Source organism: Hafnia sp., from assembly GCF_036648275.1.
In the GTDB taxonomy this organism is placed as follows: Bacteria; Pseudomonadota; Gammaproteobacteria; order Enterobacterales; family Enterobacteriaceae; genus Hafnia; species Hafnia alvei.
In genome coordinates this window covers 35,655-59,026 of record NZ_JAVXIQ010000010.1, presented here as the reverse complement: position 1 = coordinate 59,026, position 23,372 = coordinate 35,655, and the positions used below count along the sequence as shown (strand labels likewise).

Here is a 23,372-nt window from a genome sequence, read left to right as displayed (position 1 = left end):
AAACCTACACATAAAAATACCCAAAATATTGAGAACTGCGTCGAGACGGTAGTGAACTATCGCATTTAGCACTAATGCAGTTTGAAGTATGACGGGATATGGCGAGCGAGAATTATTATGGAAACAGCATCAGAGAATAGCAGTGTCGTTGTGAACGATCTTTCTGCCAATAGTCGTGGAGGCATGTCCGAAAGCGAATGGCGTGAGGCCATCAAGTTTGATAGCACGGACGCCGGTTGGATCATTATGAGTATTGGTATGGCAATTGGCGCCGGTATTGTCTTTTTACCGGTTCAGGTGGGGCTAATGGGATTATGGGTTTTCTTACTCTCTTCCATTATTGGTTATCCTGCGATGTATTTATTCCAGCGTTTGTTCATTAATACATTGGCTGAATCACCAGAGTGCAAAGATTATCCGAGTGTAATCAGCGGATACTTAGGTAAAAACTGGGGTATTTTGTTAGGCGCATTATATTTCGTCATGTTGGTTATTTGGATGTTCGTTTATTCAACGGCGATTACTAATGATAGTGCGTCCTATCTACATACTTTTGGCGTGACGGACGGGCTCCTTTCTGAGAACCCATTTTATGGACTGGTGCTGATTTGTATTTTGGTTGCCATTTCATCTCGTGGTGAAAAGCTATTATTTAAGCTCTCCAGCTTTATGGTTCTTACAAAGCTTTTAGTGGTAGCCGCGTTAGGTGTCTCGATGGTGGGTATGTGGCATCTGTACAATGCAGGAGCGTTACCGCCGATGGGGTTGCTGATCAAAAATGCCATCATCACGTTGCCGTTTACTCTAACGTCTATTCTGTTTATTCAAACTCTTAGCCCGATGGTGATTTCTTATCGCTCTAAAGAAAAATCACGTGAGGTTGCTCGCCATAAAGCGCTGCGAGCAATGAATATTGCCTTTGGTGTTCTATTCGTCACGGTATTCTTCTACGCGGTTTCTTTCACCTTGGCGATGGGCCACGACGAAGCGGTTAAAGCCTACGAGCAAAACATATCTGCTCTCGCTATTGCTGCGCAATTCTTCCCTGGGAGTTGGGCAACGGTAGTCAGCGTTATTCTGAATATCTTTGCCGTAATGACCGCTTTCTTTGGCGTTTATTTAGGCTTCCGTGAGGCAACGCAGGGTATCGTGATGAATATTCTGCGTCGTCGTATGCCTGCCGAAAAGATCAATGAAAAATGGGTTCAGAATGGAATTATGTTGTTCGCCATTCTATTGGCTTGGAGTGCCATCATTCTTAACGCACCAGTATTAAGTTTTACCTCCATCTGTAGCCCAATATTTGGGATGGTGGGCTGCTTAATTCCTGCTTATTTAGTCTACAAAGTGCCTGCTTTGCATAAATATAAAGGCACTTCGCTAACCATTATTATTATTACCGGGCTGCTGTTATGTGTTTCTCCATTCCTAGCCTTCTCCTAATAAATTAAAACTGAATATTTTTGTAGTCTTGTTATTAAGGTCTGAATTATGAGCAAGTATGAAAGCGAAAATCTGTTGTGTACCGAATCACGCGATGAATTGTGGAATGAGTTTATTCGCGCGGTACAGCAAGAAGTTAAGCCCGCGGTAGGCTGTACAGAGCCAGTCTCTTTGGCGTTGGCTGCCGCCGTTGCCGCTTCATATCTTCCTGAATCCGTTGAACGTATCGAAGCACGCGTTTCGCCTAACCTGATGAAAAATGGTATGGGCGTTACCGTGCCTGGTACGGGGATGGTTGGGCTGCCGATTGCCGCGGCTGTAGGGGCAATCGGTGGTGATGCCAACGCAGGGTTGGAAGTGCTCAAACATGCAACGCCAGAGTCGATAGCGGCAGGGAAGTCGCTTCTGGCGAGCGGCGCCGTCACCGTGGGTATCCAACAGCCGTGCGAGCACATTTTATTCTCTCAGGTCACGGTGTTTGGCCCTACGGAGTCAGTCTGCGTCACGATTGCCGATGGTCATACTAACGTGATTAAGATCGTCAAAAACGGTGAAGTACTGTTTGATGCTTGCCTCAACGCAGAGAACGGCGGCGCAGAGCCTTGCCAAGAAGGCTACTGCCTGAAAAAAGCGTCGCTAAAACAGGTATTCGATTTTGCGGTTAACGTGCCGTTGGAACGCATCCATTTTATTCTAGAAGCCGCCACGTTGAATAAGGCACTGTCGCTAGAAGGCCTTAGCAACCAATATGGCTTGCACATCGGCGCGACGCTACAGCGCCAGCGTGAACGCGGATTATTAGCGCGTGATTTACTCACCGATATCATGATCCGTACTTCTTCGGCTTCTGATGCGCGCATGGGCGGCGCAGTAATGCCGGCCATGAGTAATTCAGGATCGGGTAATCAGGGCATTGCGGCCACTATGCCAGTGGTGGTGGTGGCTGAGTACCTCGGTGCCAGCGAAGAGCAGCTAACGCGTGCGTTAATGCTGTCACATCTCACGGCAATCTATATCCATAGCCAGTTGCCAACGCTTTCAGCACTTTGTGCCGCAACTACTGCGTCAATGGGGGCTGCTGCAGGGATCGCATGGTTGATTGAAGGGCGCTATGAAACGGTAGCCATGGCAATTAGCAGCATGATTGGTGACGTGAGCGGCATGATTTGTGATGGCGCATCGAATAGCTGTGCGATGAAAGTATCAACCAGCGTGTCTGCCGCTTATAAAGCCGTGCTGATGGCGCTGGACAACAGCTGTGTAACCGGTAACGAAGGTATTGTGACCGACGATGTAGACAGCTCGATTGCTAATCTTTGTGCGTTAGCCTGCCACTCAATGCAGCAAACGGATACGCAGATTATTGAGATTATGGCTAAAAAAGCATCGTAAGTTACGCGTTATAATGAGCAGTATAAAAATGGGAGCCTAGGCTCCCATTTTCACTTACAAACAGAGGATTACTGAACGAGTTCGAGCCCAGCAACGCGCTGCCAATAGCCGTTACAGTCGGCACGATTTTCCAACGTTAATGGTTGAGTGCCTCGTTCATTCGCACGGAACTGGCTCAGCACGCTGAGCGTATCCATACTTTCTGGCGATAAACGCACGATGTCTACCAGCCCCTGCATTTCGAGCTGGTTATTACCGAGGTTATAACAATATCCGCTCTGGGTCTGAATGCCGTTAAGCACGAAAACCTGCTGATTTTCCTGTGATAACACGCGGCGACCTTGAGGGTATTTGATACAGCAAGTTTCACACTGATCTTTGGGCAAATCTTCCGAACGCGCGGTAAAGCAGCGTGCAGAATAGGCTAGAGGCAGATGGCCATAGCTCAGCACTTCCACTTCAAACTTATTACGGATGCCCAGATCTTCGCACTGTGCCATCACGTTTTTCAGCCAGTCGTGAGAAAGCTCAACCGGCATACACCAACGCATCATGCCCTGTTTGTGTAATAAGCGCAGTGTGACGGCGTTATAGCAGTTCAACGCATGTCCTGCCACAAACGGTAATTTGCGTTCGGCGGCCATGTTTACTGTGCCCAGATCGTTGGCTTCAATCAGGAAATCACCGTTTTCAACATAGCGCTTCAGCTCATTAAGCTCCGAAGGTGCCTGCAATAACGCAAGCGTAGAGATAACAACCTGTTTTCCCGACTGTGCCACCTGTTTGGCAACGTCCAGCCAATCAGCCACTTTCATTTCACGACGCTTCGAACACACGGTCTCACCGAGGTAGATAATATCGGCTTCGCTTTGTGTTGCGGCTTGGTAAAAGCGTTCAATTTCGGCTTTTGGCCAGTAATAGAGCACGGCTCCTAGAGAATATTTCATGCTTTCAGCTCCTTACTGCCATTTCCGGTGATAGGCACCCAATGTGGTTTGAGTTCCTTCGGCCATTGCGCCAAGGCTATCCATCCAGCTTTGCTCGGCTTTATAGCCTTCTGGATCTTTCTGGCAGCGATCGATGGCCTGACGCCATACTTTCGCCACTTGGCTCACGTAGGCGGGGCTACGCTGGCGGCCTTCAATTTTCACCGAGGCAATATTTGCGCCCAGCAAATCAGGCAGAAGCTCGAGAGTATTCAGGCTGGTAGGCTCTTCAAGCGCATGATATTTCTCGCCATCAACCATATAACGACCCTTACACAGCGTTGGATACCCGGCGTTCTCGCCATCTTCATAGCGATCGATAAGCACGTCATTCAGGCGTGATTCCATGCCTTGAGGGGTTTGCTGCCAGCGCACGTAGCGAGCTGGAGAGCAGGCTCCAACGGTGTTTGGTGACTCACCGGTGAGATAAGATGACAGGTAACAGCGACCTTCAGCCATAATGCACAGGCTGCCAAAAGCAAAGACTTCCAGCGGAACTTCGCTGGTGCGTGCCAGCTGTTTCACCTGATGGATCGACAGTACGCGCGGTAGTACCACACGCGACACGTCAAAGTGCTGTTTATAGAAACGGATGGCTTCATCATTGGTTGCCGAAGCCTGAACGGACACGTGACGTTCCACGTGCGGATAGCGCTCGGCGGCATATTCGAGCATAGCGAGATCGGCTAAAATGAGCGCGTCAGCTCCCAGCTGCGCGGCCATATCTACGGCACGTTCCCAACGGGCATAGCCGTCAGGGTGGGCAAAGGTGTTAATCGCGATGTGCAATTTGCGGTTGTGGCGGTGCACATAGCTAACGGCTTCCTGAAGTTTTTTCTCGGTGAAGTTCAAGCCAGCGAAATGCCGTGCATTGGTATCATCTTTTAAACCGATATAAACGGCGTCTGCGCCGTTATCGATCGCTGCCTTCAGGGCAGGTAAATTTCCGGCGGGGCAAAGCAACTCCATATATCATTCCTGAACAAGCCACGTTAGCGATGAGTGGCAATTAATGACAACAGGTGATCGGTTGAACCCTGAGTGATAATTTTAATGGCGATCATTCTAGATAACCCATTCATCAGCCGTTTTGATTTGAGGCAGTTTCTCGCGTGTTGACAGCAGCAACATGGCGGTTATTCTTTACCCAAATTATTTTCACGCTCTATGCGTGCCAAACTAATAAGGGTTCGTTTTGTTGATATAGCGCGCTGTCTTGCGCTGTTAATGTGGCAAAATACCCGCACCCGTATCAAAAGGAGTCATTCCAGTGTTGGAAAAATTACGAGCACGTTTAGTGCGTCAAGGCCCGGCGTTTTTAAGCGTCCCGTTAAAATTCACGCCGTTTGCTTTACAACGACAGGTGCTGGAACAACTGCTGGGCTGGCAATTTCGTCAGGCGCTTGAGGATGATGAGCTTGAATTTCTGGAAGATCGTTGGCTGAAGGTCGAAGTACGCGATCTTGGCTTAAAGTGGTTTGTCACCGTTAACCAAGGCAAATTACAGGTCAGCCAGCATCAAGAGGCCGACGTAAGCTTCAGCGCAGATGCCAACGATTTGATTCTGATTGCGGCACGTAAAGAAGATCCTGATACGCTGTTTTTCCAACGTCGCTTACGTATCGAAGGTGATACTGAGCTTGGCTTATATGTCAAAAACTTGATGGATGCGATAGATTTAGATGCCATGCCTAAGCCGCTGCGTTTTGGTCTGTTACAGTTGGCTGAATTCGTTGATGCAGGCATGAAAGAAGCATCACCGCCCGCTACCCAAGAGGTTTCACCATGCTAATTCGCGTTGAAATTCCTGTTGATGCTGCTGGTATCGATCAGCTGCTACGCAACGCGTTCCCAACCAGTGAAGAAGCAGAGCTTGTACATCGTCTGCGTGAGGATGGCCTGCTAACGCTAGGCGTTGTTGCCACCGATGAAGAGGGCGGCGTGGTTGGATACGCGGCTTTCAGCCCGGTTTATGTTGATGGTGAAGACCGCCAATGCGTAGGTTTGGCACCGGTAGTGGTGGATGAAGCCCACCGCCGTCAGGGGCTGGCAGAAAAAATCATTTATGAAGGTTTAGACTCTCTGAATGAATTTGGTTATTCCGCCGTTGTCGTGCTTGGTGAACCGGCCTATTTCAGTCGTTTTGGTTTTCAGAATGCCGCAGAACATGGTTTGCGTAGCAGACTTCCTGGCACTGAAGCGTCGTTTCAGGTTTACCCATTAGCCGATGGTGAAATGGAAAACTGCAAAGGGGTGGTTGAGTATTCAGCCCCGTTTGGACGCGGCTGAGTTTGACACCTCTGGATACTCCCCATTTTCAGGGAGTATCCAGAGTTTATAAGGCAAAACTAGGCGGCTTCTGTCTCAACGGGTTTTTGATTGCGATTGACCGCGACTTTAAACAGCCAATATATCAAGCTGGCGGCAAGCAACGAATTGATCGTTGGAATGCCCCATTCGGTAACCAGCCCCACAACACTCCCGACAATGCTGGCGATAATAGCAGCCCAACCAATAACCGGCGTTTGGCTGTCATTCGGCAGTTTCCCTGCCGCGCGAGTCTTGTCCAAAATATGGCGATGAGAACGCAGGATAAAATAGTCCACCAACATAATGCCGATAATCGGTGGGAAAACCACGCCCAGAACGGTAAGAAAATCAACAAAACGATCCAGAATACCCAGCACGGAAAGCGTGGTTCCTAGAAAACCAATGACCAGCGTGGTAGAGATGTATTTTAGCTTCTTGCCGGTCAGTCCTTCGACCGCATTCACGATGCCGAGTGAAGACGAGTAGAGGTTGAGATCGTTAACTCTTAATGTCGAGAACACCACGACTAGCAGACCGGCACCACCCGCAGCTTGAGCCATGATCGTGACTACGTCCGCAGTGCCTAAGGTCTTGGCAATCAGAATCGCCAAACCATTGATGATAAACTCACCGGCAACGATGGTGGCGATAGTCACGCCCAACACATGCTTCTTGTTTTTAGAGTAACGCGTTAAATCAGGCGTCATCAGACTGGCGACAATCGCGCCACCCACGACGATCGTAATACCGGCGCTGATAGATAGCGGTTCACCATGCGGCGCAAGTTGCATAATTTCAGGCAAATTATGGCCAGATAAAACATGAAAGGATATATAGGCGACCAGCAGAATAAACATCGGCACGGCGATTCTGGCTGCAATGCGCAAGGCCTTGAAACCAAATGCGACCAATATGGTGAGGAAACTGCCGGATAAGGCCGCGGCCCAGCCAAAGCCGAGCTTGTGACCGAGTGCAAAGTCCAAGGATTTAGCAAAAATGGCGTTTTGAATCCCAAACCAGCCGAGCAAACTGACGGCGACAACCACGCCGATAAGCACTGAACCCAAACGACCAAAACCACACCAGCGCGCCAACAGGCTGCCGGATATGCCTTCGCGCATCCCTGCCAAACCGAGGCCGTAGGTGACAACGCCAAATATGACGCTGCCGATCAAGATGGCCGTAAATGCATCCGTTAGCGACATGGAATTACCCAATACCGCGCCAAGCATGAACTGATCTAGCGCGGTCAACATACCCATATGAACGATAGCGACGCTTAAAAATGAAACCCTTTTATCCTGTGGCACTCTGCTCAATGGATAATCTTCAATTTTGATCACGATAAGGTATACCCTTGTTGTTTAGATAAACTGAATCCCTTTTGCCACTAGCCGGTCGGGAATATAATTATCCAAGTGCGCAACTTTGCAAAACTCCTCAAATTGTTGCTGCGTATGGACATCAGATTTTTGGTAGATGGTATATATTCTGTTTTCTATTGTTTTGGTGCTGATGTTATATATTTTTGCGATTTCTTTAACTGAACGTCGTTGCAGCATTAAAAATATAACGTCTAATTCTGAACGAGTGAACGTTGTATTATTAATTTCAGTGGTGAGGATACTGGGTTTCTGTTGGTTTATATATTTGAACGGAGATAGGCTATTAAGCGGTTTGGCATTCCACATCACACCGATTAATTCTTTTTTCTCATTAAAAATAGGCAATTTTTCACTGATATAAGGCATGAGGAATTCTTTCCCGTACCAGTAATGTGTTTCTATTACTGTGACGCGATCCTGAGATTCTTCAGTTCTTTTATCGTGCTCTATAAATTCAGGAGAGAGCTCAGCCCAATGGGCGGGGAATTCATCGTCCCTTTTACCTTCGATATCGAAATCAAGCGGGGTATTGGTATAGAGATAAGCTGCCTGATTCATATAGACATGGCGAGAGTGCAGATCTTTGATGCCCCACGGTTCACTCAAGTGTTCCATCATGGCAATCAGGCCCTTGAAATAAATTTCATTATTTTTGTCGGGCAAATCCATGACAACCTCTCCGCTCAAGAATGTATTAGAGTTCTTTTGCCAGATAGTGCCGCGTAAATCTGTGAGCATATCCGCCTAAATCACCATATACACGATAGCCTAACTTTTCATAAAAACCTCTGGCTTGGAAATCGAAAGTATCGACATAAGCCATGTGACAACCGCGCTTTAGCGCCTCTTTTTCAGCATTTTCCATCAGTTGGCGACCATATCCACTTTTACGGTATTCGTCGCTGACCCACAGATATTGAACTTCAAGCCCGCCCCACCAGGTTCTTGCAACCAAACCCGCAACGATTTTTCCCTTGTCGTCAGTGACGGTTAAAAATAGCGGATGAATATCGACGGCTTCGGTTTTGCTATTGTGCGCCCAGAGACTGTCAATGACATACTCTTCATCCTGCGGGTTTGGCGCATCCGTAATATTGATGTTCATGGTGAAATATACCTTTGCATGTAAATAATTAGGGTTGTAATTAAAGGAATTGAGCTAAACCAAATTTAGTATCACTTTTGTTAAAGTGTTTCAAGGGTGGTTTTCACCCGTTCCCACATTGACGCACAGTGTTTATATTGAATGTGACAGAGTTAAACAAATAACAACGTGCCTCGTAAACCTTCGCTGTTTGTGGCGCTCTGTCTGAAGATGCTGATTTCGCCTCACCAGGGCGCTATAAAGAAAAACCAGCCGTTCTTTACGGCTCCACCGCTAGAGCAACAGTAAATTGCCAAAGGGGAGCCGCATATTTTTTCCTGCATTAATAAACTTTCTTGTTTAATTACGAGATCCTAAACCATTCCTCTAGCAATTCTGGTCTTTCCGTCACCAATTTCTCCTTCTGTGCTTTATTTAGCTGCTTGATACGATATTCCAATCGCAAAGCTTGTCCTCTCTCACCCACTAAGCATGAAAATGCCAACTGTAATGGTCCCTTACCGCGTAATGCCTTCGCACCTGTTCCATTCTGATGCTGCTGGTAGCGGCGTTCTACGTCGGTGGTAATACCGGTATAAAGCGCGCCTGATGCGGTGCGTATGAGATAAAGATACCAACGGGTTTCATGAGGTTCGGTAGTCATTAGGATTTAATCGGTTAGCCGTTTCATGACATTATACCCTTATCCATCACGGCCTGTGAGACCCACCCATGACGACTGATAAAGAGCATATTTGCCGCTTCCTGCATGCCCAGCATGTGTTAACGCTTGGAACTTGTTGGGAGGGGGAAATGTGGTGTGCCAACTGTTTCTACGTCTTTGATGAAGAGCGTATGGCGCTCTATTTCATGACGGAAACGCGCACCCGTCACGGAGGGATGTTGCTTAAAAATCCTCGGGTCGCGGGAACCATCGCGCATCAAACCAAAACTATTGCGCTGATCCGTGGGCTGCAATTTTCGGGTGAGGCCATGATATTAGAAGGTGAAAATGAGCATCTAGCCCGAAGCCGCTATTACCAGCAATTTCCCGCCGCCCGTTTAATGTCTGCGCCTATTTGGCAGCTTTCGCTCAACCAGATAAAAATGACGGACAATAAATTAGGCTTTGCGAAGAAAATTCGCTGGGAGCGAACCCCTGCGCAGGAATAATGGCGACATAATCATTATGACGACGGAAAAGTTAGATATATATCACTGAAACTAATTGCTTGAAGTCCTTACCTCCTGCTTTTCTCGCGTTATACTCAAGACAGGGAGGAAAACGGATGAAAATTTTATTGTTAGGCGCGACGGGTTTAGTCGGAAGTGAATTACTCAAACTTCTAGAACAAGATTCAGGCATCAGCAAAATCTATGCCCCAACGCGTAGGCCCTTACCGCCGTCAGAAAAACTGGTGAATCCGGTTGCAGATGATTTATGCGCGACGATGGCAACATGGACGACCCCTATTGATATCGCATTTTGTTGCTTGGGTACCACGCGCAAAGATGCCGGCAGCGATGCCGCATTCCGCTATGTAGACTACACGCTGGTGGTTGAGTGTGGGTCGGTGGCGCTAAAAAATGGCTGCCAGCACTATTCAGTAGTGAGTGCGCTTGGCGCGAATCCACAGTCTTCGTTCCTTTATAGCCGCACGAAAGGGGAAATGGAGAAAGCGTTGGAGCTGCAAGCGTGGCAGCATCTCACGATAGTGCGTCCGTCAATGTTACAAGGCGATAGGCCAAAACCACGATTGTTAGAGCAAATTTCAGAACCCATCTTTAAGCTGTTGCCCGAGAAATGGAAAGCCGTCGAGGCTTCAGCCGTAGCAATGGCGATGCTGAAATCTGCACGTAATCCAGCGCCTTATCGCTTGCAGATCATCGAGTCAGAACAGATTCAAAAATATTCTCAATAGAGCTTAAGCCCGATTTTAGGGGGAGCATGCCGATGGGGTCGTAGCGGCGTAAGCCGCCGGAGTGCCCCGCGGTATGCTAGACCCGTGTATCTCGGTCTTTTAAACGATCGACATTACAATCATAGTTACCCTCATCTGCGGTCAGCGTTAATCCATCTCTGGCCGCTTCAATACCCTCGGGCAGCGAATTCTCTAGCATCCACGCATCAAACTGATGGCTAATGTGGGTCAGCCAAATTTTCTCGCAGCCTATCCGCTGTTTTAACGCTATCACCGTATTGAGATCGCTGTGGTTTTTCGGCGTGCTTGGGCGTGGCTCATGGCTACAGTCGATAATCATGATTTCCGGCGACTGCTGGCACAAAAAATCTGCGGTAGCTTCGGGCAAGCCTGCGGTATCTGTCAGATAGGCGATTCGATGATGGGGCGTTGTGAATAGATAACCAAAAGTGAGTTTTGAATGGTTGAGCGGAAGCGGTGTGATGCTCAATCCTTGCAGCTGGATGGTTTCAAACGCCGTAAGCGTATGGTTGAAATCAAGTATGCCGGGATGCTTAAACAGATCGTCGCAGCCCATTTCATCCGGCGGCCCATAAACGGGAATGGGTTCACCCACGCCCCAGCGCAGCGGGAATAATCCCTGAACGTGGTCCATATGGTAATGCGTTAGCAAAAACTGGCTAATTTGTTCAGGTGTAAACTGTTCAGTTAGGTCGTGCAAACCTGCGTCAATCAGCGTTCGGCTGCCGTTATACTCCAGCATGGCGCTACAAGGTTTTCGCCGATATTGCGGCTGTTCTCTGGCGCGCAGACAGACCATACACTGACAGCCAAAAGCGGGCACCTGCTGTGCTCCGCCGGTGCCTAAAAATGTGAGAGTAAGCTTGGACATCGTTACTGATCCGACAGCGGCTTAACGAAGCGAAAATGCGTGTGAAGATAGCCTTCACGCTGATAAAAACGATGCGCGTCATAACGCGTTGCGCGGGTGGAGAGTTCGGTCTGTTCCGCCCCTAATTCACGCGCCGTATCTTCTGCCCAACGCAACAGCCGTTTACCCACGCCAGCGCCACGTGCCTGCGGCGTAATGATCAATTCCTGAATTTCGGCAATCCAGTTGACGTGATGCAGATGATATTGCAGATGAAGGCTAATAAAACCCAGCACCTCGGCGTTCTGCGTGGCTAACGCATAGTGCATATTCGGATTGGCCAAATTGAGCGCATAGCCTTTGGCGAAAGCGAGGCGGTCAAACTCACATTGCTCAAGCTCATACATCAGGTGATACACCGTGCCTTCATCCTGCGCGGTGGCGGGGCGTAAAATGATATGGGGAGAAGTCGTCTCTGGCATACAGAACCTCTACGTGATGACGAAACAAAAAATTAAACGGAAACGGCAATAGTGCGCTCTACGAGGCGCAAAAACTCCTGCAGCGTATGCTGCAAATCTTCATTATTATTCAGATAGTCACAGCGTACGCTTTCCGGTAATTGATAATCCTGTGCACGCTGCAAACGCTGCTCTATTTGCAGCGGCGTTTCGCGTCCTCGCGCTAATAAACGCTGGCGTAAAGTGGCTTGAGAAACCTGCAAACACATGGCCTGCATTCGATTGCCATAGCGCTCGCGGGCGATAGGCAGATGGGCGCGAGAACCGTTGACCACCACGCTAATCCCCTGAGCTAGCCACTGATCTATTTCTATACCCAACCCATAATAATGCTGATTAGCCTGCCAGTGCAGCGCAAAAAGTCCTTGGCTGCGCCGCTGCATAAACTCTTTTTCACTGAGCTCGATGTGATTTTCCGAGCCTGCATGGCAGGCCCGAGTAATATAGCGATGGGCGACGAGCAACGGCGTGGTTTGCTGCTCGCGTAACGCCTGAAGCAAACTGTCTTTACCTGAGCCCGACGCGCCTACCAGATAAATTAATTTTGCCATTAGAACACCCGTATCCCTTCACGCCAGACGTGATTCACATGAATATGTTCGCCGTGGCGTTGAGCTAATACCAAATCCGCTCTTTTGCCTTCCGCAAGCACGCCACGATCGGACAACCCCAACGCTTTCGCCGGATTGCGTGTCACTAATGACATTGCCTGAGGCAGCGTAAACGTATTGTTCTCGCTGGCGGCTACGCAAAACGCGGCATCCAACAGGCTCGCGGGATAATAGTCGGATGACAGAATGTCCAATACGCCGAGTGAAGCCAATTCATGAGCCGCAACGTTGCCGGAATGCGAGCCGCCCCGCACAATATTGGGTGCGCCCATCATGACCTGCAAGCCGCGCTGATGTGATGCATGTGCCGCCTCTACCGTGGTGGGGAATTCGGCAATCACGCTGCCTAACTGATGTGATTCATCGGCATGTGCTTCGGTGGCATCATCATGGCTGGCGAGCGCAATACCGCGCGTGCGGCAGAGATCAGCGATGGCATGGCGATTGGGCTGTGACCAGCGCTCAGCATTCTCCAGCTGTTCACGTTCATAGGCATCCATCTGCTCATCGCTGAGATGGTATTTGCCCTGAAAATATTCGCGATATTTCTGCGGGTTAACGAATTGGCGCTGGCCGGGAGAGTGATCCATCAATGACACCAGAGACACGCCGCGTTTCTCCACCAGTTGTTGGAACAGGGGAAGCGTGCTGTGATGAGGGAGTTCGCAGCGCAGGTGTAGGCGATGCTCAGCGCGATTGACGCCGCGCTGCTGGCTGTCGATCACTGCGTTAATCATTTTTTCCAGATTATCTAAGCGATCGCCGCCGTCGCGCACGTCACCCAAAGCTACGGCATCCAGCACCGTGGTGATCCCACAGGCAATCATCAGCGCATCGTGGCTGCTCATGGCAGAATGCGCAGGCCAGCTGACCTTAGGTCGTGGAGTGAAAAACTTGTCCAAATTATCGGTATGTAGCTCAATCAAGCCAGGCAGCAGCCAGCCGCCGTTGCCATCGATGGCTTCGGGTAAACGGCTATCGCTATCGGCAAAGGCGCGGATCACACCGTCTTGAACCTCAAGCGAACCTGCCACCACTTCATTTTCCAGCACCAGTTTTACATTGTTCACGATCATGGTTTTGCTCCGCTATTCAGTCATCACATGCAGACGATCTGCAACATGGTCGCGCACGGCTTCATCATGGAAGATCCCGACGATAGCGGCACCACGTGCTTTGGCTTGATCGATCAAACTCACCACCGCGGCGCTATTGGTGGTATCGAGCGACGCCGTCGGTTCATCGAGCAACAAAATCGGATAATCAACCACGAATCCACGAGCGATATTTACGCGCTGCTGCTCGCCGCCGGAAAAGGTGGAAGGTGCCAAATGCCAGAGGCGTTCGGGAACGTTGAGATGGGTTAATAACGCCGCCGATTTTTGTTCACAGGCCTGACGTTCGTAGCCCAGTTCAAGCATCGGCTGCATCACTACGTCTAATGCGCTAATGCGTGGGATCACGCGCAGAAACTGGCTGACCCAGCCGATCGTTTTGCGACGCACGGCGAGGATCTGCCTTGCTGGGGCTTGCACCATATCCAGCCATTCACCCTGATGCTGTACCCAGATGCTGCCTTCATCGGGTAGATAGTTGGCATAAAGCGACCGCAACAGCGTTGATTTCCCGCTGCCTGAATGACCGTGCAAAACCACGCACTCACCGGCGTTCACTTCCAATGACGCGTCTGAAAGCACCGGCAGACGAATACTATTTTGGTGATGCAGGACAAAGGTTTTACTCAGATTCTCTACGCGCAAGCGTGTTGTTATGGTCATGATTTTTTGCTCAATTTTGTAAAACGGAAGAAACCAACAACTGGGTATACGGATGATGAGGATCGTCTAATACGCGATCCGTCAGTCCGCTCTCAACCACTTTGCCTTGCTTCATCACCAGCAAACGATGCGCCAGCAGGCGAGCCACGCCGAGATCATGGGTCACAATCACTACGGCTAACTGAAGCTCGACCACCAACGTGCGCAGCAGATCGAGCAGGCGAGCCTGTACTGAAACATCAAGCCCGCCGGTGGGTTCATCCATAAATACGACGCGTGGATGAGTCACCAAATTGCGCGCTATTTGCAGGCGCTGCTGCATCCCGCCTGAAAACGTGGTGGGTAGATCGTCAATGCGCGTGGCTGGGATCTCCACGTCTTCCAGCCAACGCATGGCTTCGGCGCGAATATTGCCGTAATGGCGCTGGCCTACGGCCATTAAGCGCTCGCCGATATTGCCACCGGCCGAAACGTGCGGACGTAGCCCGTCGAGCGGATGCTGATGCACCACGCCCCATTCGGTACGTAACAGGCGACGGCGATCGCTTTCGCTCATGGCGTATAAATCCTGAACGCCTTGGGCGCTCAAATAGCGAATCTCTCCCTGCTGCGGGGTGAGGCGTGCAGAGATGGATTTCAGCAGCGTTGTTTTACCGGATCCCGACTCTCCGACGATCCCCAACACTTCGCCCGGATAGAGATCGAAAGAGACATCGCTAAAGCCTTTGCCCGGCGCATACAGGTGGGTCAGATTGTTCACGGAAAGCAGCGGCAGATCGTCGGCTGGCGCTGAGAAGATCGAGTCTGTGGCGTTCATTGCGCATTGGCCTCGCTGTGCTGGCGGCAAAAATCAGTGTCGGAGCAGACGAACATTCTGGAGCCTTGATCGTCGAGCACCACTTCATCCAAATAGCTGTGCTGCGATCCGCAAATCGCGCAGGGCTGATCCCATTGCTGCACGCTGAACGGATGATCGTCGAAGTCGAGGCTTTCCACTTTGGTGTATGGGGGAACGGCGTAGATCCGTTTTTCGCGTCCGGCACCAAACAACTGAAGCGCGGGCATCATGTTCATCTTGGGATTATCAAATTTTGGAATGGGGGAGGGAGCCATCACATAGCGATGATTGACCTTCACGGGATAATCATAGGTGGTCGCGATGTGGCCAAAACGCGCGATGTCCTCATACAGTTTCACCTGCATGACGCCATACTCCTCCAGCGCATGCATTTTTCGCGTTTCGGTTTCACGCGGTTCGATAAAACGCAGTGGCTCAGGCATTGGAACCTGATAGATGATGATTTGGTCTTGGCGCAGCGGCGTTTCAGGTATGCGGTGGCGAGTTTGAATAAGCGTAGCGTCGGTGGTCACTTCGGTGGTGTCAATGCCGGTAACGCGCTGGAAGAAACGGCGGATCGATACCGCATTGGTGGTGTCGTCTGCGCCCTGATCGATCACTTTTAAGGTATCTGCTTCACCAATCACGCTGGCGGTAAGCTGAATTCCGCCGGTTCCCCAGCCATAGGGCATCGGCATTTCTCGTCCGCCAAAGGGCACCTGATAGCCGGGGATCGCCACGGCTTTGAGGATCGCGCGGCGGATCATACGTTTGGTCTGCTCATCGAGATAGCCGTAGTTATAGCCCGCTAAGCTGTAACCGGTTAGCACGTTAGTCATGTGCATTCTCCTGACGGTCATTGAATTCCTGTTGTAAACGGTGGAGTAATTCCAGCTCGGCTTGAAAATCAACGTAGTGCGGTAATTTAAGGTGGGAGACAAAACCGGCGGCTTCTACGCTATCGGCGTGCGCCAGCACGAACTCTTCGTCTTGAGCGGGGCCGTTGATCTGCTCTTGGTAATCGGGGGCTTGAAGCGCACGATCGACCAGCGCCATCGCCATCGCTTTGCGCTCGCTCATGCCAAACACTAAGCCGTAGCCGCGCGTGAAATGCGGGGCATCATCGGGTTGGGCAACAAAGCCGTTGACCATTTCGCATTCGGTCAGCAACAGCTCGCCAATATCAACGGAAAAGCCCAGCTCTTCAGGCGTAATACTCAGGCTGACATAACCGCTGCGAATTTCTCCCGCAAACGGATGGTTGCGCCCATAGCCGCGCTGGGTGGAGTAGCCCAGCGCCAGCAGATAGCCCTCATCACCGCGTACCAACTGCTGTAAACGCGAAGAGCGAGAGCAGGGATAAACCGGCGGTGTGCGGGTGATGTCATCGGGTTCAGCGCCGTTGTCGTGTTCCGCGCGTGCCAGCCCTTGCTGCGCCAACATGCTGAAGACGTGCGGGCTATGCGATTCGTTCATCGCTTCATCGCGGTTGATTTCTGGCGTTTCGCCGTTGGCTAACAGCGTGAAATCTAATAGCCGATGGGTGTAGTCATAGGTTGGGCCGAGCACTTGGCCACCGGGAAGGTCTTTATACACCGCCGAAATGCGGCGCTCTAAACGTATATCCTGCGTGTTCAAGGCATCGCTGACCGCCAGACGCGGTAGGGTGGTGCGATAGGCGCGCAGTAAAAAGATGGCTTCCACCAGATCGCCGCTGGCCTGTTTGATCGCCAGTGCGGCAAGCTGTCTATCGTAGATCCCACCTTCGGTCATCACGCGATCGACGGCTAACGTGAGTTGCTGATCGATTTGATCCACGCTGAGCTCATTGAGCTGAGTCGATCCGCGGCGCTTCTGTTCTTGCAAGCGGTGGGCGGCGGCGATGGCTTTTTCGCCCCCTTTAACGGCTACGTACATCGAACACCTCCACGAGCGTAGTGCGTGGTATGGCAAGCAGACGTTCGCCGCAGGTAAAGATGAAATCGCAGCCCAGCGGGAAGTTGTGCGAACGTTCGGTTAAAGCGTTGAGCACGACGTCTGAAATTTGAGGCGCAATCATGCGCTCTTCTAAAATACCGGGGCCGGTCAGGCGCAACATGTGGCCACCGCTGAGGCTTTTTACCTGCACAATCACCGTGGCGCTGGTTTCCGGTGAAACATCTTCACCTTGTGCGAAATCAGTCAGTTGTTCAGCGGTAACCTGTTCATTCACGACCGCAAAGGCTGCCTGTGAAGGTTCGATGGCCAGTGGTGTGCCGGTATGAAAGCGCAGATTTTGCTGCGCGGTTTCCGAGCTTAGCTCGGGCGTGAGCCATACTGGCGTATCTTGGTCACTCAGGGTTAACAGCACGCTGGTGGTGGCGCTGTTGAGCGGCAGCCAGCCTTCTGGCGTGTTATTCAAATTCACGATCACGCCGGGTTCGCTCATGGCTTTCAGCAGGCGGCGAAAATGGTTTTGTGCATCATGCACGGGCAATGTAAAAGCGGTCATTAACGTCATTAGTTATCTCCGCGAACCAGAGTGAAGAAGTCCACTCGGCTAGCTGCAATTTCTTGGGCGCGCTGCTGGTGTCGTTCTTGTTGCAGTGCGGCGAGTGGGTTAATCAGGTTTTCCAGCAAAGTCATGTTGTGCTCGCGTTCTTGCAGCAGGGCGTCGATTAACGCGCAGCGCTCGGCGTGAGATTTGTCGCGGCCAAGCTGATAGCTGTAGCCATAGGTGCCGCTGCTGAGCTGAATGACTGCGCGAGTGAGCGTGGCATCGCCGAGGTAGAAGCGCTGGCCGCTCCCGCCGGTACGCGCCTGTATTTGGGTGAGGCCGGTTTCTGCGGGGCGAATATTTTTCCACTCCAGAGCGTTCAGATGCAGGGCATTCCACAGCGGATTAAGGTCGTCGGGCTGGCTGTGCGCCAGCGTTGCCATCCAGCGTTGGCGCTCAGCGATTGAAAAATGAGAGTGAGACGGTGTGGCGTCCATTTAGTGCTCCATGGTCAGTTCGATCATGTCGGCACGCGTCAGGCTAACGGAATACTCCGCAGGCTGTGACTGGCCTTCACAGTGATTTAAGGTACGAACACACATCAGCGGTGCATGAGTGGCGATTTCTAACAGTCGGCTCTCTTTGGCCTGTGCGCGGCGTGCGCTAATGCGGGTTTGAGTTCGGCTGAGTTCACGGCCAAGATGTTGCTGGATGTAGCCGTGCAGCGAACCGCTGGTGAAGTTTTGCAACGTGCCCCACCAACTGAGATCCGGTAGGAAATGGTCGATTACGCATACCGGCACGCCGTTGACGCGACGCAGGGTGCGCAGATGAATAACCTGTTGGCCTTCTTCCATCCCTAGCGCATCGGCAATATGGCTAACGGTAGGGCGAAGCACCGAGATCAACCGCTCGCTGGTGGGATGGCTGCCCTGTTCCAATAGATTCTGGCTAAAGCGAGCCTGTGCGTGCAGCGGATAATCAAACGGGCGCATCAACACTAAAACGCCTACGCCTTGACGACGTTGCACCCAGCCTCGAACGACTAATTCATCAATGGCGCGGCGCAGAGTATGGCGATTCACCTCATAACGTTCAGCGAGCTGATGCTCTGCGGGAAGATAGTCTCCGCACTGATAATGTTGGCGAAGGTCTTGTTCCAATAACGCCGCAATCTCTTGGTAGCGGGTTGGAAAGCTGGTCGGATGTCTAGATAAGTGCATAACAAACAAAGCCTCTTTAATCAGATGAAGTGCTTGCGTAGACGCTGAGACATGAAATCCAGCAGGCTGACCGTGACGATGATGAACACCATCAGTGCGCAGGTTTGCTGGAACTGAAATCCGCGGATGGCTTCCCACAAGGTGACGCCGATACCACCTGCACCGACCATACCCACCACGGTGGCGGAGCGGACGTTGGATTCAAAACGGTAGAGTGAATAAGAGATCCACAGCGGCATAACCTGAGGAAGAACGCCGTAGATGATCTCTTCCAGCTTGTTGGCTCCGGTGGCTTTGACGCCCTCAATTGGGCCCGGCTCGATGGCCTCGACCGCTTCTGAAAACAGCTTCGCCAAAACGCCGGTGGTATGAATAAACAGCGCCAGCACCCCAGCAAATGGGCCAAGACCGACAGCCACCACAAACAGCATGGCGAATACCATTTCGTTAATGGCGCGGCAGGCGTCCATCAGTCGGCGAGTCGGTTGGTAGATCCACCATGGCACAAGGTTTTCAGCGCTCATCAGCCCTAACGGAATAGATAGCACGATGGAAAGTGCGGTTCCCCAAACGGCGATTTGGAGCGTTACCAGCATTTCGCCAAGATATTGCTGCCATTGGCTAAAATCGGGCGGGAAGAAATCGGCGGCAAAGGTCGCCATATTGCCTGCATCACGAAACAGCGTGAGCGGAGCCATTTCCGCGCCGTGCCAAGACCAAGCGAGAACCGCAAGTAGAATGGCGCCGGTGAAAAGGCTAAACCAGCTACGCTTTTGCTCGGGCACTAAGGCTGCGGTGGATTGAGTGGTTTGCATCTGTATCTCCAATTTGGCGTCGCTTTTCTCCTAGCTCAGCTTTTCTGTATGCAGAGCTAGGAGGCGACGGCCAAATTACTGAGTGGCTGTTTTCAAACTGTTCATGGCGTTTAGCGCCGAACTCAGACGATCGAGATCGTCCATTTGAGCCTGTAGCGCCGCGGTTTTTGTTGCTTTGTCGGCTGGACTTAAACCTTCGTTGGCTTTAATCGTTTGAGTTTGTTTGAACAGTGAGAGCTGGCGGATGGGAACCAGTTGAAGATCGCTGGATGGACGGAAAGGTGCCCAGCTCAGGCCTTTGAGAACCTGCTGTTCTTCCGGCGTTTTGCCGTAATTCATAAAGAAGCCGTAGATCTTTTGTTTGGCATCCTCTGACAAGTTTTTACGCCATACGATAGGGTCGCCAGGGATCAACGGGGATTTCCAGATCACTTTCAGATCTTTGAATTTCTCCGGTGCCGTGAGCTTCAGACGATCGAGGTTTTCGGTATTGTTGGTCGCGACATCAACCTGCTTGTTCGCCACGGCGAGCGCGTTGGTTTCGTGGTTGGCGTTAACGGTGCGTTTAAAGTCACTGGCGGCGGTATTGTTCTTGGCGAAAACGTAATAGCCAGGGACTAAATAACCGGAGGTCGAGTTAGGATCACCGTTGCCGAAGGTAAGATCTTTCTTCTTGGCCAGCATTTCTTGAACGTTGTTGATCGGGCTGTCTTTATTCACGATCAGCACGCTCCAGTAGCCTGGTGAACCATCTGCAGCCACGGTCTGAGCAAAGACCTGTCCGTTGGCGCGATCCACGGCTTCCATCGCCGAGAGGTTGCCATACCACGCGATATCGACTTTGTTAAAGCGCATGCCTTGGATGATGCCCGCATAGTCTGGGGCGAAGAAGGCATTGACCTTCATACCCAGCTTTTTCTCCATATCCTTGAGGAACGGGTCCCACTGCGGTTTTAGGTTTTGTTGGGATTCTGTCGAAATAATGCCGAAGTTGAGCGCCGGAGCCTGTTCTTCAGCGTGTGCTGTGCCAAGCAGGGTACAGACGCTGAACATGCTGGTGAAAGCCAGCGCGGCTACCGTTTTGTAAGTCATGTGATGACTCCCTATGAGCATGTTGAAGGTTCGAATTAAGCCGCAACGGCTTCGGTTTCAGGGGTAGAAACATTGACGCGGTTTACGCCGCGATAGAGATGTTCAATTTGTTCGCGTTCTAAATGCGCGCTTTCCCCGTCGTAGAAAACATGTCCCTGACGTAGCGCTATGACGCGCTGGCAATAGCGCAGGGCGTAATCCACCTGATGCAGTGTGACCACCACGGTGATGCCGTCTTTTTGATTAATATCGAGCAGGGTTTCCATCACGATACGGGCGGATTCAGGGTCCAGTGACGCAATGGGTTCATCGGCGAGAATAACTTTGGCTTTTTGCATCAGCGCACGCGCAATGGCAACGCGCTGCTGCTGGCCACCGGAAAGCGTGGATACACGCTGGTGGGCGAAGGAGGCCATGCTCACGCGAGTGAGAGCCTGCATGGCCTGCTGTTTTTGTTCTTGAGTGAACCAACCGCAACAGGTGCGCCAAAATGGCGTTGCGCCTAGCGCGCCAATCAGCACGTTTTCGAGAACCGTCAGGCGATTAACTAAATTGAATTGCTGGAAGATATAGCCAATATCACTGCGACTACGGCGAATATCTGCCGCGAGACGCCCCTGCTTTTGAATGGTGCGGCCTAATAATTCGATATGGGAGTCGTCATGGCGGTCGCCGGTGATAAGTCCGCTTAGGTGGCGAAGCAGCGTAGATTTCCCTGAGCCAGAAGGGCCGAGCAAGGCCACCATCTGTCCTTGTTGAACCTCCATGCCAACGCTGTGCAGCGCCTGCTGACCGGCGAATGTTTTACTGAGGTTCGTAACTCGAATAATCGACATGGCGTAACCCTCTTTATTGAGGTGGTCAAAATTAAGTTGCGCTCATGGTGCCGATTGAAAATGACAAAATGGTTATTTATATGTTGCAGAAATATGAATAGTTGAAGGCGTTAGGATGACAGCAGTAAACAGGAGGGATGCGAAGCAGATTACATAAAGCGTGTCATTGAGCCTTGTCTTACAGCGCATTCTGGACAGCGTAATACAGTTTTGGCAAGACATTGAAAACTCATGAAGACATGCGTTGAGCATTTTTATATAACACGATGCGTGGTTGTTATTTGCACGATAGGATTGTCGACTGTGGGTCATAGGTCTATATTGAGCATAGACGTATGGCTAAGTGGCAGGAGGCAAGTATGCGTATGTTCACACCAACTCAGCAGCGGGATGAAAGCACACTTTGGCGCGTAGTGAGTTTTCCACCAGAAGGTAGTATTCAGTTGCTTGAGTTGCTTAAACAGGGATTACCTACTGACGTGATTGAAAATATTCACCAATGGACGGGGATTAATAAGGCCGATATCGTCCAGATCGCGGGGATCAGCGGCCGTCAGGTTTCTCGTCGAAAGAATGGGCCTAAAACGTTATCGCCCGAGCAGAGTGAAAGCATTGCTCGTTTGGTGCGGGTGATGAACGCGGCGATTGCCCTTTTTGAGGATGATAAAGAGCAGGCTATCCACTGGCTAACACATCCCGTGCGTGCTTTAGGGCAGACTGCCCCCGCGAGCCTTATCAGCACGGAGAGTGGAGCTATTGCGGTATTAAACCTGATTGGGCGCTTGGAGCACGGTGTATTCTCATGATGGGCTATCGCATTGTTAAAACCAAATTTGCAAACAGCGCATTCACGGGGCAGGGAGCAAAGCAGTTTGGCGGGCGCTGGAACCGCATGGGTAGCCCAATGGTGTATCTGGCCAGTTCTATCTCGCTTGCGATGCTGGAATGTTTGGTTCACCTCGAAAGCGCGCGGTTAACCGAGTTTTACTCGCTTTTTTCGATAGAAATTGACGACCGTGATATTAGTTCGCTGGACGTCAGCGTATTGCCTGCTGACTGGCGTCAGGATGAGATCTCGCCGGTAACCGCCGACATGGGTTCACAGTGGATAGCATCGAAGGTATCCGTAGGATTACGGGTGCCTTCGGTGATTGTGCCACAGGAAAATAATCTCTTACTGAATCCGCAGCATCCAAAGTTTGAACGCTACCTAACTACGGTAGCTGAAATACCGCATGCTTTTGATGAGCGGCTGAAATGACGCGATCACCGCAGCTTGTGAATAACCTGATTCGCACTGCCGCGCCAGATGAGCATCGGATCCTTGAGATCTTGTACAAATTTTCCGTCGATGAGTACGTGGATCAAATCCACCACTTCACGCTGTGCCTCGCTAAGTTCGTCTAGCTTATAGCCTGTCCAAACCCAGATATCTTTGCCTTCACATTCCGCACGCACGCGTTGTACTAGCTTTAGAATAAACGGCACATTTTGCGGATGTAGCGGATCGCCACCAGAAAGGGATAAGCCCTGACGCGGAATGCGTGTGTCATTCAGATCGGCAATGATCTGATCTTCCATTTCTTGCGTAAACGGCATGCCTGAATTCAGTCGCCATGTACTTTTGTTATAGCAACCTGGGCATTCATGCACACAACCGGAAACGAATAACGTGCAGCGAGTACCCGGCCCGTTGACGACGTCTACGGGGTAATATTGATGGAAATTCATATCTGCTTATCTATAAGAAATGCGGAGGGAATCCCCCTCCCAGCCTCCCCCTTGGCAG

Annotated in this window: 29 protein-coding genes; 8 read left to right on the top strand and 21 right to left on the bottom strand. The window is 51.0% G+C overall.

The annotated features are described in order from the left end of the window. The first annotated feature begins 117 nt into the window (after positions 1 to 117). Positions 118 to 1,443 (top strand): amino acid permease, encoded by a 1,326-nt coding sequence (locus RSC70_RS11245; protein WP_025798875.1) that lies wholly within the window; start codon positions 118 to 120, stop codon positions 1,441 to 1,443. A gap of 75 nt (positions 1,444 to 1,518) precedes the next feature. Next, positions 1,519 to 2,835, top strand: a complete 1,317-nt coding sequence (locus RSC70_RS11240) for an L-cysteine desulfidase family protein (protein ID WP_181875430.1) — start codon at positions 1,519 to 1,521, stop codon at positions 2,833 to 2,835. A gap of 68 nt (positions 2,836 to 2,903) precedes the next feature. Here the strand turns inward: RSC70_RS11240 and RSC70_RS11235 are convergent, their stop codons facing one another. Then, positions 2,904 to 3,782, bottom strand: a complete 879-nt coding sequence (locus RSC70_RS11235; protein WP_025798879.1) for a U32 family peptidase — start codon at positions 3,780 to 3,782, stop codon at positions 2,904 to 2,906. A 12-nt stretch (positions 3,783 to 3,794) separates the two neighbouring features. Then, on the bottom strand, positions 3,795 to 4,790 hold the full coding sequence (gene ubiU / locus RSC70_RS11230; RefSeq protein WP_040046288.1) for a ubiquinone anaerobic biosynthesis protein UbiU: 996 nt from the start codon (positions 4,788 to 4,790) through the stop codon (positions 3,795 to 3,797). Positions 4,791 to 5,091: 301 nt separating this feature from the next. Here ubiU and ubiT point away from each other — a divergent pair, with 301 nt between their 5' ends. Continuing rightward, positions 5,092 to 5,613, top strand: a complete 522-nt coding sequence (gene ubiT / locus RSC70_RS11225; RefSeq protein ID WP_025798883.1) for a ubiquinone anaerobic biosynthesis accessory factor UbiT — start codon at positions 5,092 to 5,094, stop codon at positions 5,611 to 5,613. Beyond that, positions 5,607 to 6,110, top strand: a complete 504-nt coding sequence (locus tag RSC70_RS11220; RefSeq protein WP_043490735.1) for a GNAT family N-acetyltransferase — start codon at positions 5,607 to 5,609, stop codon at positions 6,108 to 6,110. The genes ubiT and RSC70_RS11220 overlap by 7 nt, the downstream gene beginning before the upstream one ends. A 59-nt stretch (positions 6,111 to 6,169) precedes the next feature. Here the strand turns inward: RSC70_RS11220 and RSC70_RS11215 are convergent, their stop codons facing one another. The 4 genes from RSC70_RS11215 to RSC70_RS11200 all read right to left on the bottom strand — a co-directional run bounded on the left by RSC70_RS11215 (position 6,170) and on the right by RSC70_RS11200 (position 9,264). Further along, positions 6,170 to 7,474, bottom strand: coding sequence for a cytosine permease (locus tag RSC70_RS11215; RefSeq protein WP_332542456.1), 1,305 nt, complete (start codon positions 7,472 to 7,474; stop codon positions 6,170 to 6,172). A 21-nt stretch (positions 7,475 to 7,495) separates the two neighbouring features. Beyond that, positions 7,496 to 8,185, bottom strand: coding sequence for a helix-turn-helix transcriptional regulator (locus tag RSC70_RS11210; protein ID WP_040046285.1), 690 nt, complete (start codon positions 8,183 to 8,185; stop codon positions 7,496 to 7,498). 25 nt (positions 8,186 to 8,210) lie between these two features. Continuing rightward, the gene (locus tag RSC70_RS11205; protein ID WP_025798895.1) at positions 8,211 to 8,621 is read right to left on the bottom strand and encodes a GNAT family N-acetyltransferase; all 411 of its coding nucleotides are present in this window, start codon (positions 8,619 to 8,621) and stop codon (positions 8,211 to 8,213) included. Between the two features lie 343 nt (positions 8,622 to 8,964). Beyond that, positions 8,965 to 9,264 carry a GIY-YIG nuclease family protein gene (locus RSC70_RS11200; RefSeq protein WP_332542454.1) on the bottom strand — a complete coding sequence of 100 codons (300 nt, stop codon included), beginning with the start codon at positions 9,262 to 9,264 and terminating at the stop codon, positions 8,965 to 8,967. Between the two features lie 68 nt (positions 9,265 to 9,332). On the opposite strand from RSC70_RS11200, the gene RSC70_RS11195 reads away from it, so the two are divergent. After that, positions 9,333 to 9,773, top strand: a complete 441-nt coding sequence (locus RSC70_RS11195) for a YhbP family protein (RefSeq protein ID WP_332542453.1) — start codon at positions 9,333 to 9,335, stop codon at positions 9,771 to 9,773. A gap of 116 nt (positions 9,774 to 9,889) precedes the next feature. Further along, positions 9,890 to 10,522 (top strand): NAD(P)H-binding protein, encoded by a 633-nt coding sequence (locus RSC70_RS11190; RefSeq protein WP_130985449.1) that lies wholly within the window; start codon positions 9,890 to 9,892, stop codon positions 10,520 to 10,522. A 76-nt stretch (positions 10,523 to 10,598) separates the two neighbouring features. On the opposite strand, the gene phnP is transcribed toward RSC70_RS11190, so the two are convergent. From phnP to phnC, 14 genes are all read right to left on the bottom strand, one after another. Beyond that, positions 10,599 to 11,414, bottom strand: a complete 816-nt coding sequence (phnP, locus tag RSC70_RS11185) for a phosphonate metabolism protein PhnP (protein WP_332542451.1) — start codon at positions 11,412 to 11,414, stop codon at positions 10,599 to 10,601. A gap of 2 nt (positions 11,415 to 11,416) precedes the next feature. After that, positions 11,417 to 11,875 carry an aminoalkylphosphonate N-acetyltransferase gene (phnO, locus tag RSC70_RS11180; protein WP_332542450.1) on the bottom strand — a complete coding sequence of 153 codons (459 nt, stop codon included), beginning with the start codon at positions 11,873 to 11,875 and terminating at the stop codon, positions 11,417 to 11,419. 32 nt (positions 11,876 to 11,907) lie between these two features. Beyond that, positions 11,908 to 12,465 (bottom strand): ribose 1,5-bisphosphokinase, encoded by a 558-nt coding sequence (gene phnN, locus RSC70_RS11175; protein WP_332542449.1) that lies wholly within the window; start codon positions 12,463 to 12,465, stop codon positions 11,908 to 11,910. After that, positions 12,465 to 13,601, bottom strand: coding sequence for an alpha-D-ribose 1-methylphosphonate 5-triphosphate diphosphatase (phnM, locus tag RSC70_RS11170; RefSeq protein WP_332542448.1), 1,137 nt, complete (start codon positions 13,599 to 13,601; stop codon positions 12,465 to 12,467). The genes phnN and phnM overlap by 1 nt, the downstream gene beginning before the upstream one ends. Positions 13,602 to 13,613: 12 nt before the next feature. Then, positions 13,614 to 14,303: a phosphonate C-P lyase system protein PhnL gene (phnL, locus tag RSC70_RS11165; RefSeq protein WP_332542447.1), complete on the bottom strand. Its 690-nt coding sequence runs from the start codon at positions 14,301 to 14,303 to the stop codon at positions 13,614 to 13,616. A gap of 10 nt (positions 14,304 to 14,313) precedes the next feature. After that, the gene (gene phnK / locus RSC70_RS11160) at positions 14,314 to 15,120 is read right to left on the bottom strand and encodes a phosphonate C-P lyase system protein PhnK (protein ID WP_046359410.1); all 807 of its coding nucleotides are present in this window, start codon (positions 15,118 to 15,120) and stop codon (positions 14,314 to 14,316) included. Further along, positions 15,117 to 15,980 carry an alpha-D-ribose 1-methylphosphonate 5-phosphate C-P-lyase PhnJ gene (locus tag RSC70_RS11155; protein WP_332542446.1) on the bottom strand — a complete coding sequence of 288 codons (864 nt, stop codon included), beginning with the start codon at positions 15,978 to 15,980 and terminating at the stop codon, positions 15,117 to 15,119. Before RSC70_RS11155 ends, phnK begins: the two co-directional genes overlap by 4 nt. After that, on the bottom strand, positions 15,973 to 17,058 hold the full coding sequence (locus tag RSC70_RS11150) for a carbon-phosphorus lyase complex subunit PhnI (protein WP_332542445.1): 1,086 nt from the start codon (positions 17,056 to 17,058) through the stop codon (positions 15,973 to 15,975). Before RSC70_RS11150 ends, RSC70_RS11155 begins: the two co-directional genes overlap by 8 nt. Beyond that, entirely contained in the window at positions 17,042 to 17,641 is a 600-nt protein-coding gene (gene phnH, locus RSC70_RS11145) for a phosphonate C-P lyase system protein PhnH (protein ID WP_332542444.1), read from the bottom strand. Before phnH ends, RSC70_RS11150 begins: the two co-directional genes overlap by 17 nt. Then, positions 17,641 to 18,114: a phosphonate C-P lyase system protein PhnG gene (gene phnG, locus RSC70_RS11140; protein ID WP_332542443.1), complete on the bottom strand. Its 474-nt coding sequence runs from the start codon at positions 18,112 to 18,114 to the stop codon at positions 17,641 to 17,643. Before phnG ends, phnH begins: the two co-directional genes overlap by 1 nt. Continuing rightward, entirely contained in the window at positions 18,115 to 18,840 is a 726-nt protein-coding gene (gene phnF / locus RSC70_RS11135; protein ID WP_025798921.1) for a phosphonate metabolism transcriptional regulator PhnF, read from the bottom strand. A 20-nt stretch (positions 18,841 to 18,860) separates the two neighbouring features. Further along, on the bottom strand, positions 18,861 to 19,655 hold the full coding sequence (gene phnE, locus RSC70_RS11130) for a phosphonate ABC transporter, permease protein PhnE (RefSeq protein WP_025798923.1): 795 nt from the start codon (positions 19,653 to 19,655) through the stop codon (positions 18,861 to 18,863). Between the two features lie 75 nt (positions 19,656 to 19,730). After that, on the bottom strand, positions 19,731 to 20,747 hold the full coding sequence (gene phnD, locus RSC70_RS11125) for a phosphonate ABC transporter substrate-binding protein (RefSeq protein WP_282807426.1): 1,017 nt from the start codon (positions 20,745 to 20,747) through the stop codon (positions 19,731 to 19,733). Between the two features lie 35 nt (positions 20,748 to 20,782). Next, positions 20,783 to 21,583, bottom strand: coding sequence for a phosphonate ABC transporter ATP-binding protein (gene phnC, locus RSC70_RS11120; protein ID WP_040046272.1), 801 nt, complete (start codon positions 21,581 to 21,583; stop codon positions 20,783 to 20,785). Positions 21,584 to 21,942: 359 nt separating this feature from the next. On the opposite strand from phnC, the gene parS reads away from it, so the two are divergent. Together parS and RSC70_RS11110 are read left to right on the top strand one after the other, a co-directional pair. Continuing rightward, positions 21,943 to 22,389, top strand: a complete 447-nt coding sequence (parS, locus tag RSC70_RS11115) for a type II RES/Xre toxin-antitoxin system antitoxin (protein WP_040046271.1) — start codon at positions 21,943 to 21,945, stop codon at positions 22,387 to 22,389. Next, positions 22,386 to 22,844 carry an RES family NAD+ phosphorylase gene (locus RSC70_RS11110; protein WP_130970631.1) on the top strand — a complete coding sequence of 153 codons (459 nt, stop codon included), beginning with the start codon at positions 22,386 to 22,388 and terminating at the stop codon, positions 22,842 to 22,844. Before parS ends, RSC70_RS11110 begins: the two co-directional genes overlap by 4 nt. A gap of 5 nt (positions 22,845 to 22,849) precedes the next feature. Here RSC70_RS11110 and nrdG read toward each other — a convergent pair whose 3' ends face one another. Then, positions 22,850 to 23,314: an anaerobic ribonucleoside-triphosphate reductase-activating protein gene (nrdG, locus tag RSC70_RS11105; RefSeq protein WP_332542441.1), complete on the bottom strand. Its 465-nt coding sequence runs from the start codon at positions 23,312 to 23,314 to the stop codon at positions 22,850 to 22,852. Positions 23,315 to 23,372: the final 58 nt, after the last annotated feature.

What these genes read in the sequence shown, in the direction of transcription:
- RSC70_RS11245 (WP_025798875.1), top strand. Translation starts at nt 118, where the DNA reads ATGGAAACAGCATCAGAGAATAGCAGTGTCGTTGTGAACGATCTTTCT.
- RSC70_RS11235 (WP_025798879.1), bottom strand. Translation starts at nt 3,782, where the DNA reads ATGAAATATTCTCTAGGAGCCGTGCTCTATTACTGGCCAAAAGCCGAA.
- ubiU (WP_040046288.1), bottom strand. Translation starts at nt 4,790, where the DNA reads ATGGAGTTGCTTTGCCCCGCCGGAAATTTACCTGCCCTGAAGGCAGCG.
- RSC70_RS11220 (WP_043490735.1), top strand. Translation starts at nt 5,607, where the DNA reads ATGCTAATTCGCGTTGAAATTCCTGTTGATGCTGCTGGTATCGATCAG.
- RSC70_RS11210 (WP_040046285.1), bottom strand. Translation starts at nt 8,185, where the DNA reads ATGGATTTGCCCGACAAAAATAATGAAATTTATTTCAAGGGCCTGATT.
- RSC70_RS11205 (WP_025798895.1), bottom strand. Translation starts at nt 8,621, where the DNA reads ATGAACATCAATATTACGGATGCGCCAAACCCGCAGGATGAAGAGTAT.
- RSC70_RS11200 (WP_332542454.1), bottom strand. Translation starts at nt 9,264, where the DNA reads ATGACTACCGAACCTCATGAAACCCGTTGGTATCTTTATCTCATACGC.
- RSC70_RS11195 (WP_332542453.1), top strand. Translation starts at nt 9,333, where the DNA reads ATGACGACTGATAAAGAGCATATTTGCCGCTTCCTGCATGCCCAGCAT.
- RSC70_RS11190 (WP_130985449.1), top strand. Translation starts at nt 9,890, where the DNA reads ATGAAAATTTTATTGTTAGGCGCGACGGGTTTAGTCGGAAGTGAATTA.
- phnP (WP_332542451.1), bottom strand. Translation starts at nt 11,414, where the DNA reads ATGTCCAAGCTTACTCTCACATTTTTAGGCACCGGCGGAGCACAGCAG.
- phnO (WP_332542450.1), bottom strand. Translation starts at nt 11,875, where the DNA reads ATGCCAGAGACGACTTCTCCCCATATCATTTTACGCCCCGCCACCGCG.
- phnN (WP_332542449.1), bottom strand. Translation starts at nt 12,465, where the DNA reads ATGGCAAAATTAATTTATCTGGTAGGCGCGTCGGGCTCAGGTAAAGAC.
- phnM (WP_332542448.1), bottom strand. Translation starts at nt 13,601, where the DNA reads ATGATCGTGAACAATGTAAAACTGGTGCTGGAAAATGAAGTGGTGGCA.
- phnL (WP_332542447.1), bottom strand. Translation starts at nt 14,303, where the DNA reads ATGACCATAACAACACGCTTGCGCGTAGAGAATCTGAGTAAAACCTTT.
- phnK (WP_046359410.1), bottom strand. Translation starts at nt 15,120, where the DNA reads ATGAACGCCACAGACTCGATCTTCTCAGCGCCAGCCGACGATCTGCCG.
- RSC70_RS11155 (WP_332542446.1), bottom strand. Translation starts at nt 15,980, where the DNA reads ATGACTAACGTGCTAACCGGTTACAGCTTAGCGGGCTATAACTACGGC.
- RSC70_RS11150 (WP_332542445.1), bottom strand. Translation starts at nt 17,058, where the DNA reads ATGTACGTAGCCGTTAAAGGGGGCGAAAAAGCCATCGCCGCCGCCCAC.
- phnH (WP_332542444.1), bottom strand. Translation starts at nt 17,641, where the DNA reads ATGACGTTAATGACCGCTTTTACATTGCCCGTGCATGATGCACAAAAC.
- phnG (WP_332542443.1), bottom strand. Translation starts at nt 18,114, where the DNA reads ATGGACGCCACACCGTCTCACTCTCATTTTTCAATCGCTGAGCGCCAA.
- phnF (WP_025798921.1), bottom strand. Translation starts at nt 18,840, where the DNA reads ATGCACTTATCTAGACATCCGACCAGCTTTCCAACCCGCTACCAAGAG.
- phnE (WP_025798923.1), bottom strand. Translation starts at nt 19,655, where the DNA reads ATGCAAACCACTCAATCCACCGCAGCCTTAGTGCCCGAGCAAAAGCGT.
- phnD (WP_282807426.1), bottom strand. Translation starts at nt 20,747, where the DNA reads ATGACTTACAAAACGGTAGCCGCGCTGGCTTTCACCAGCATGTTCAGC.
- phnC (WP_040046272.1), bottom strand. Translation starts at nt 21,583, where the DNA reads ATGTCGATTATTCGAGTTACGAACCTCAGTAAAACATTCGCCGGTCAG.
- parS (WP_040046271.1), top strand. Translation starts at nt 21,943, where the DNA reads ATGCGTATGTTCACACCAACTCAGCAGCGGGATGAAAGCACACTTTGG.
- RSC70_RS11110 (WP_130970631.1), top strand. Translation starts at nt 22,386, where the DNA reads ATGATGGGCTATCGCATTGTTAAAACCAAATTTGCAAACAGCGCATTC.
- nrdG (WP_332542441.1), bottom strand. Translation starts at nt 23,314, where the DNA reads ATGAATTTCCATCAATATTACCCCGTAGACGTCGTCAACGGGCCGGGT.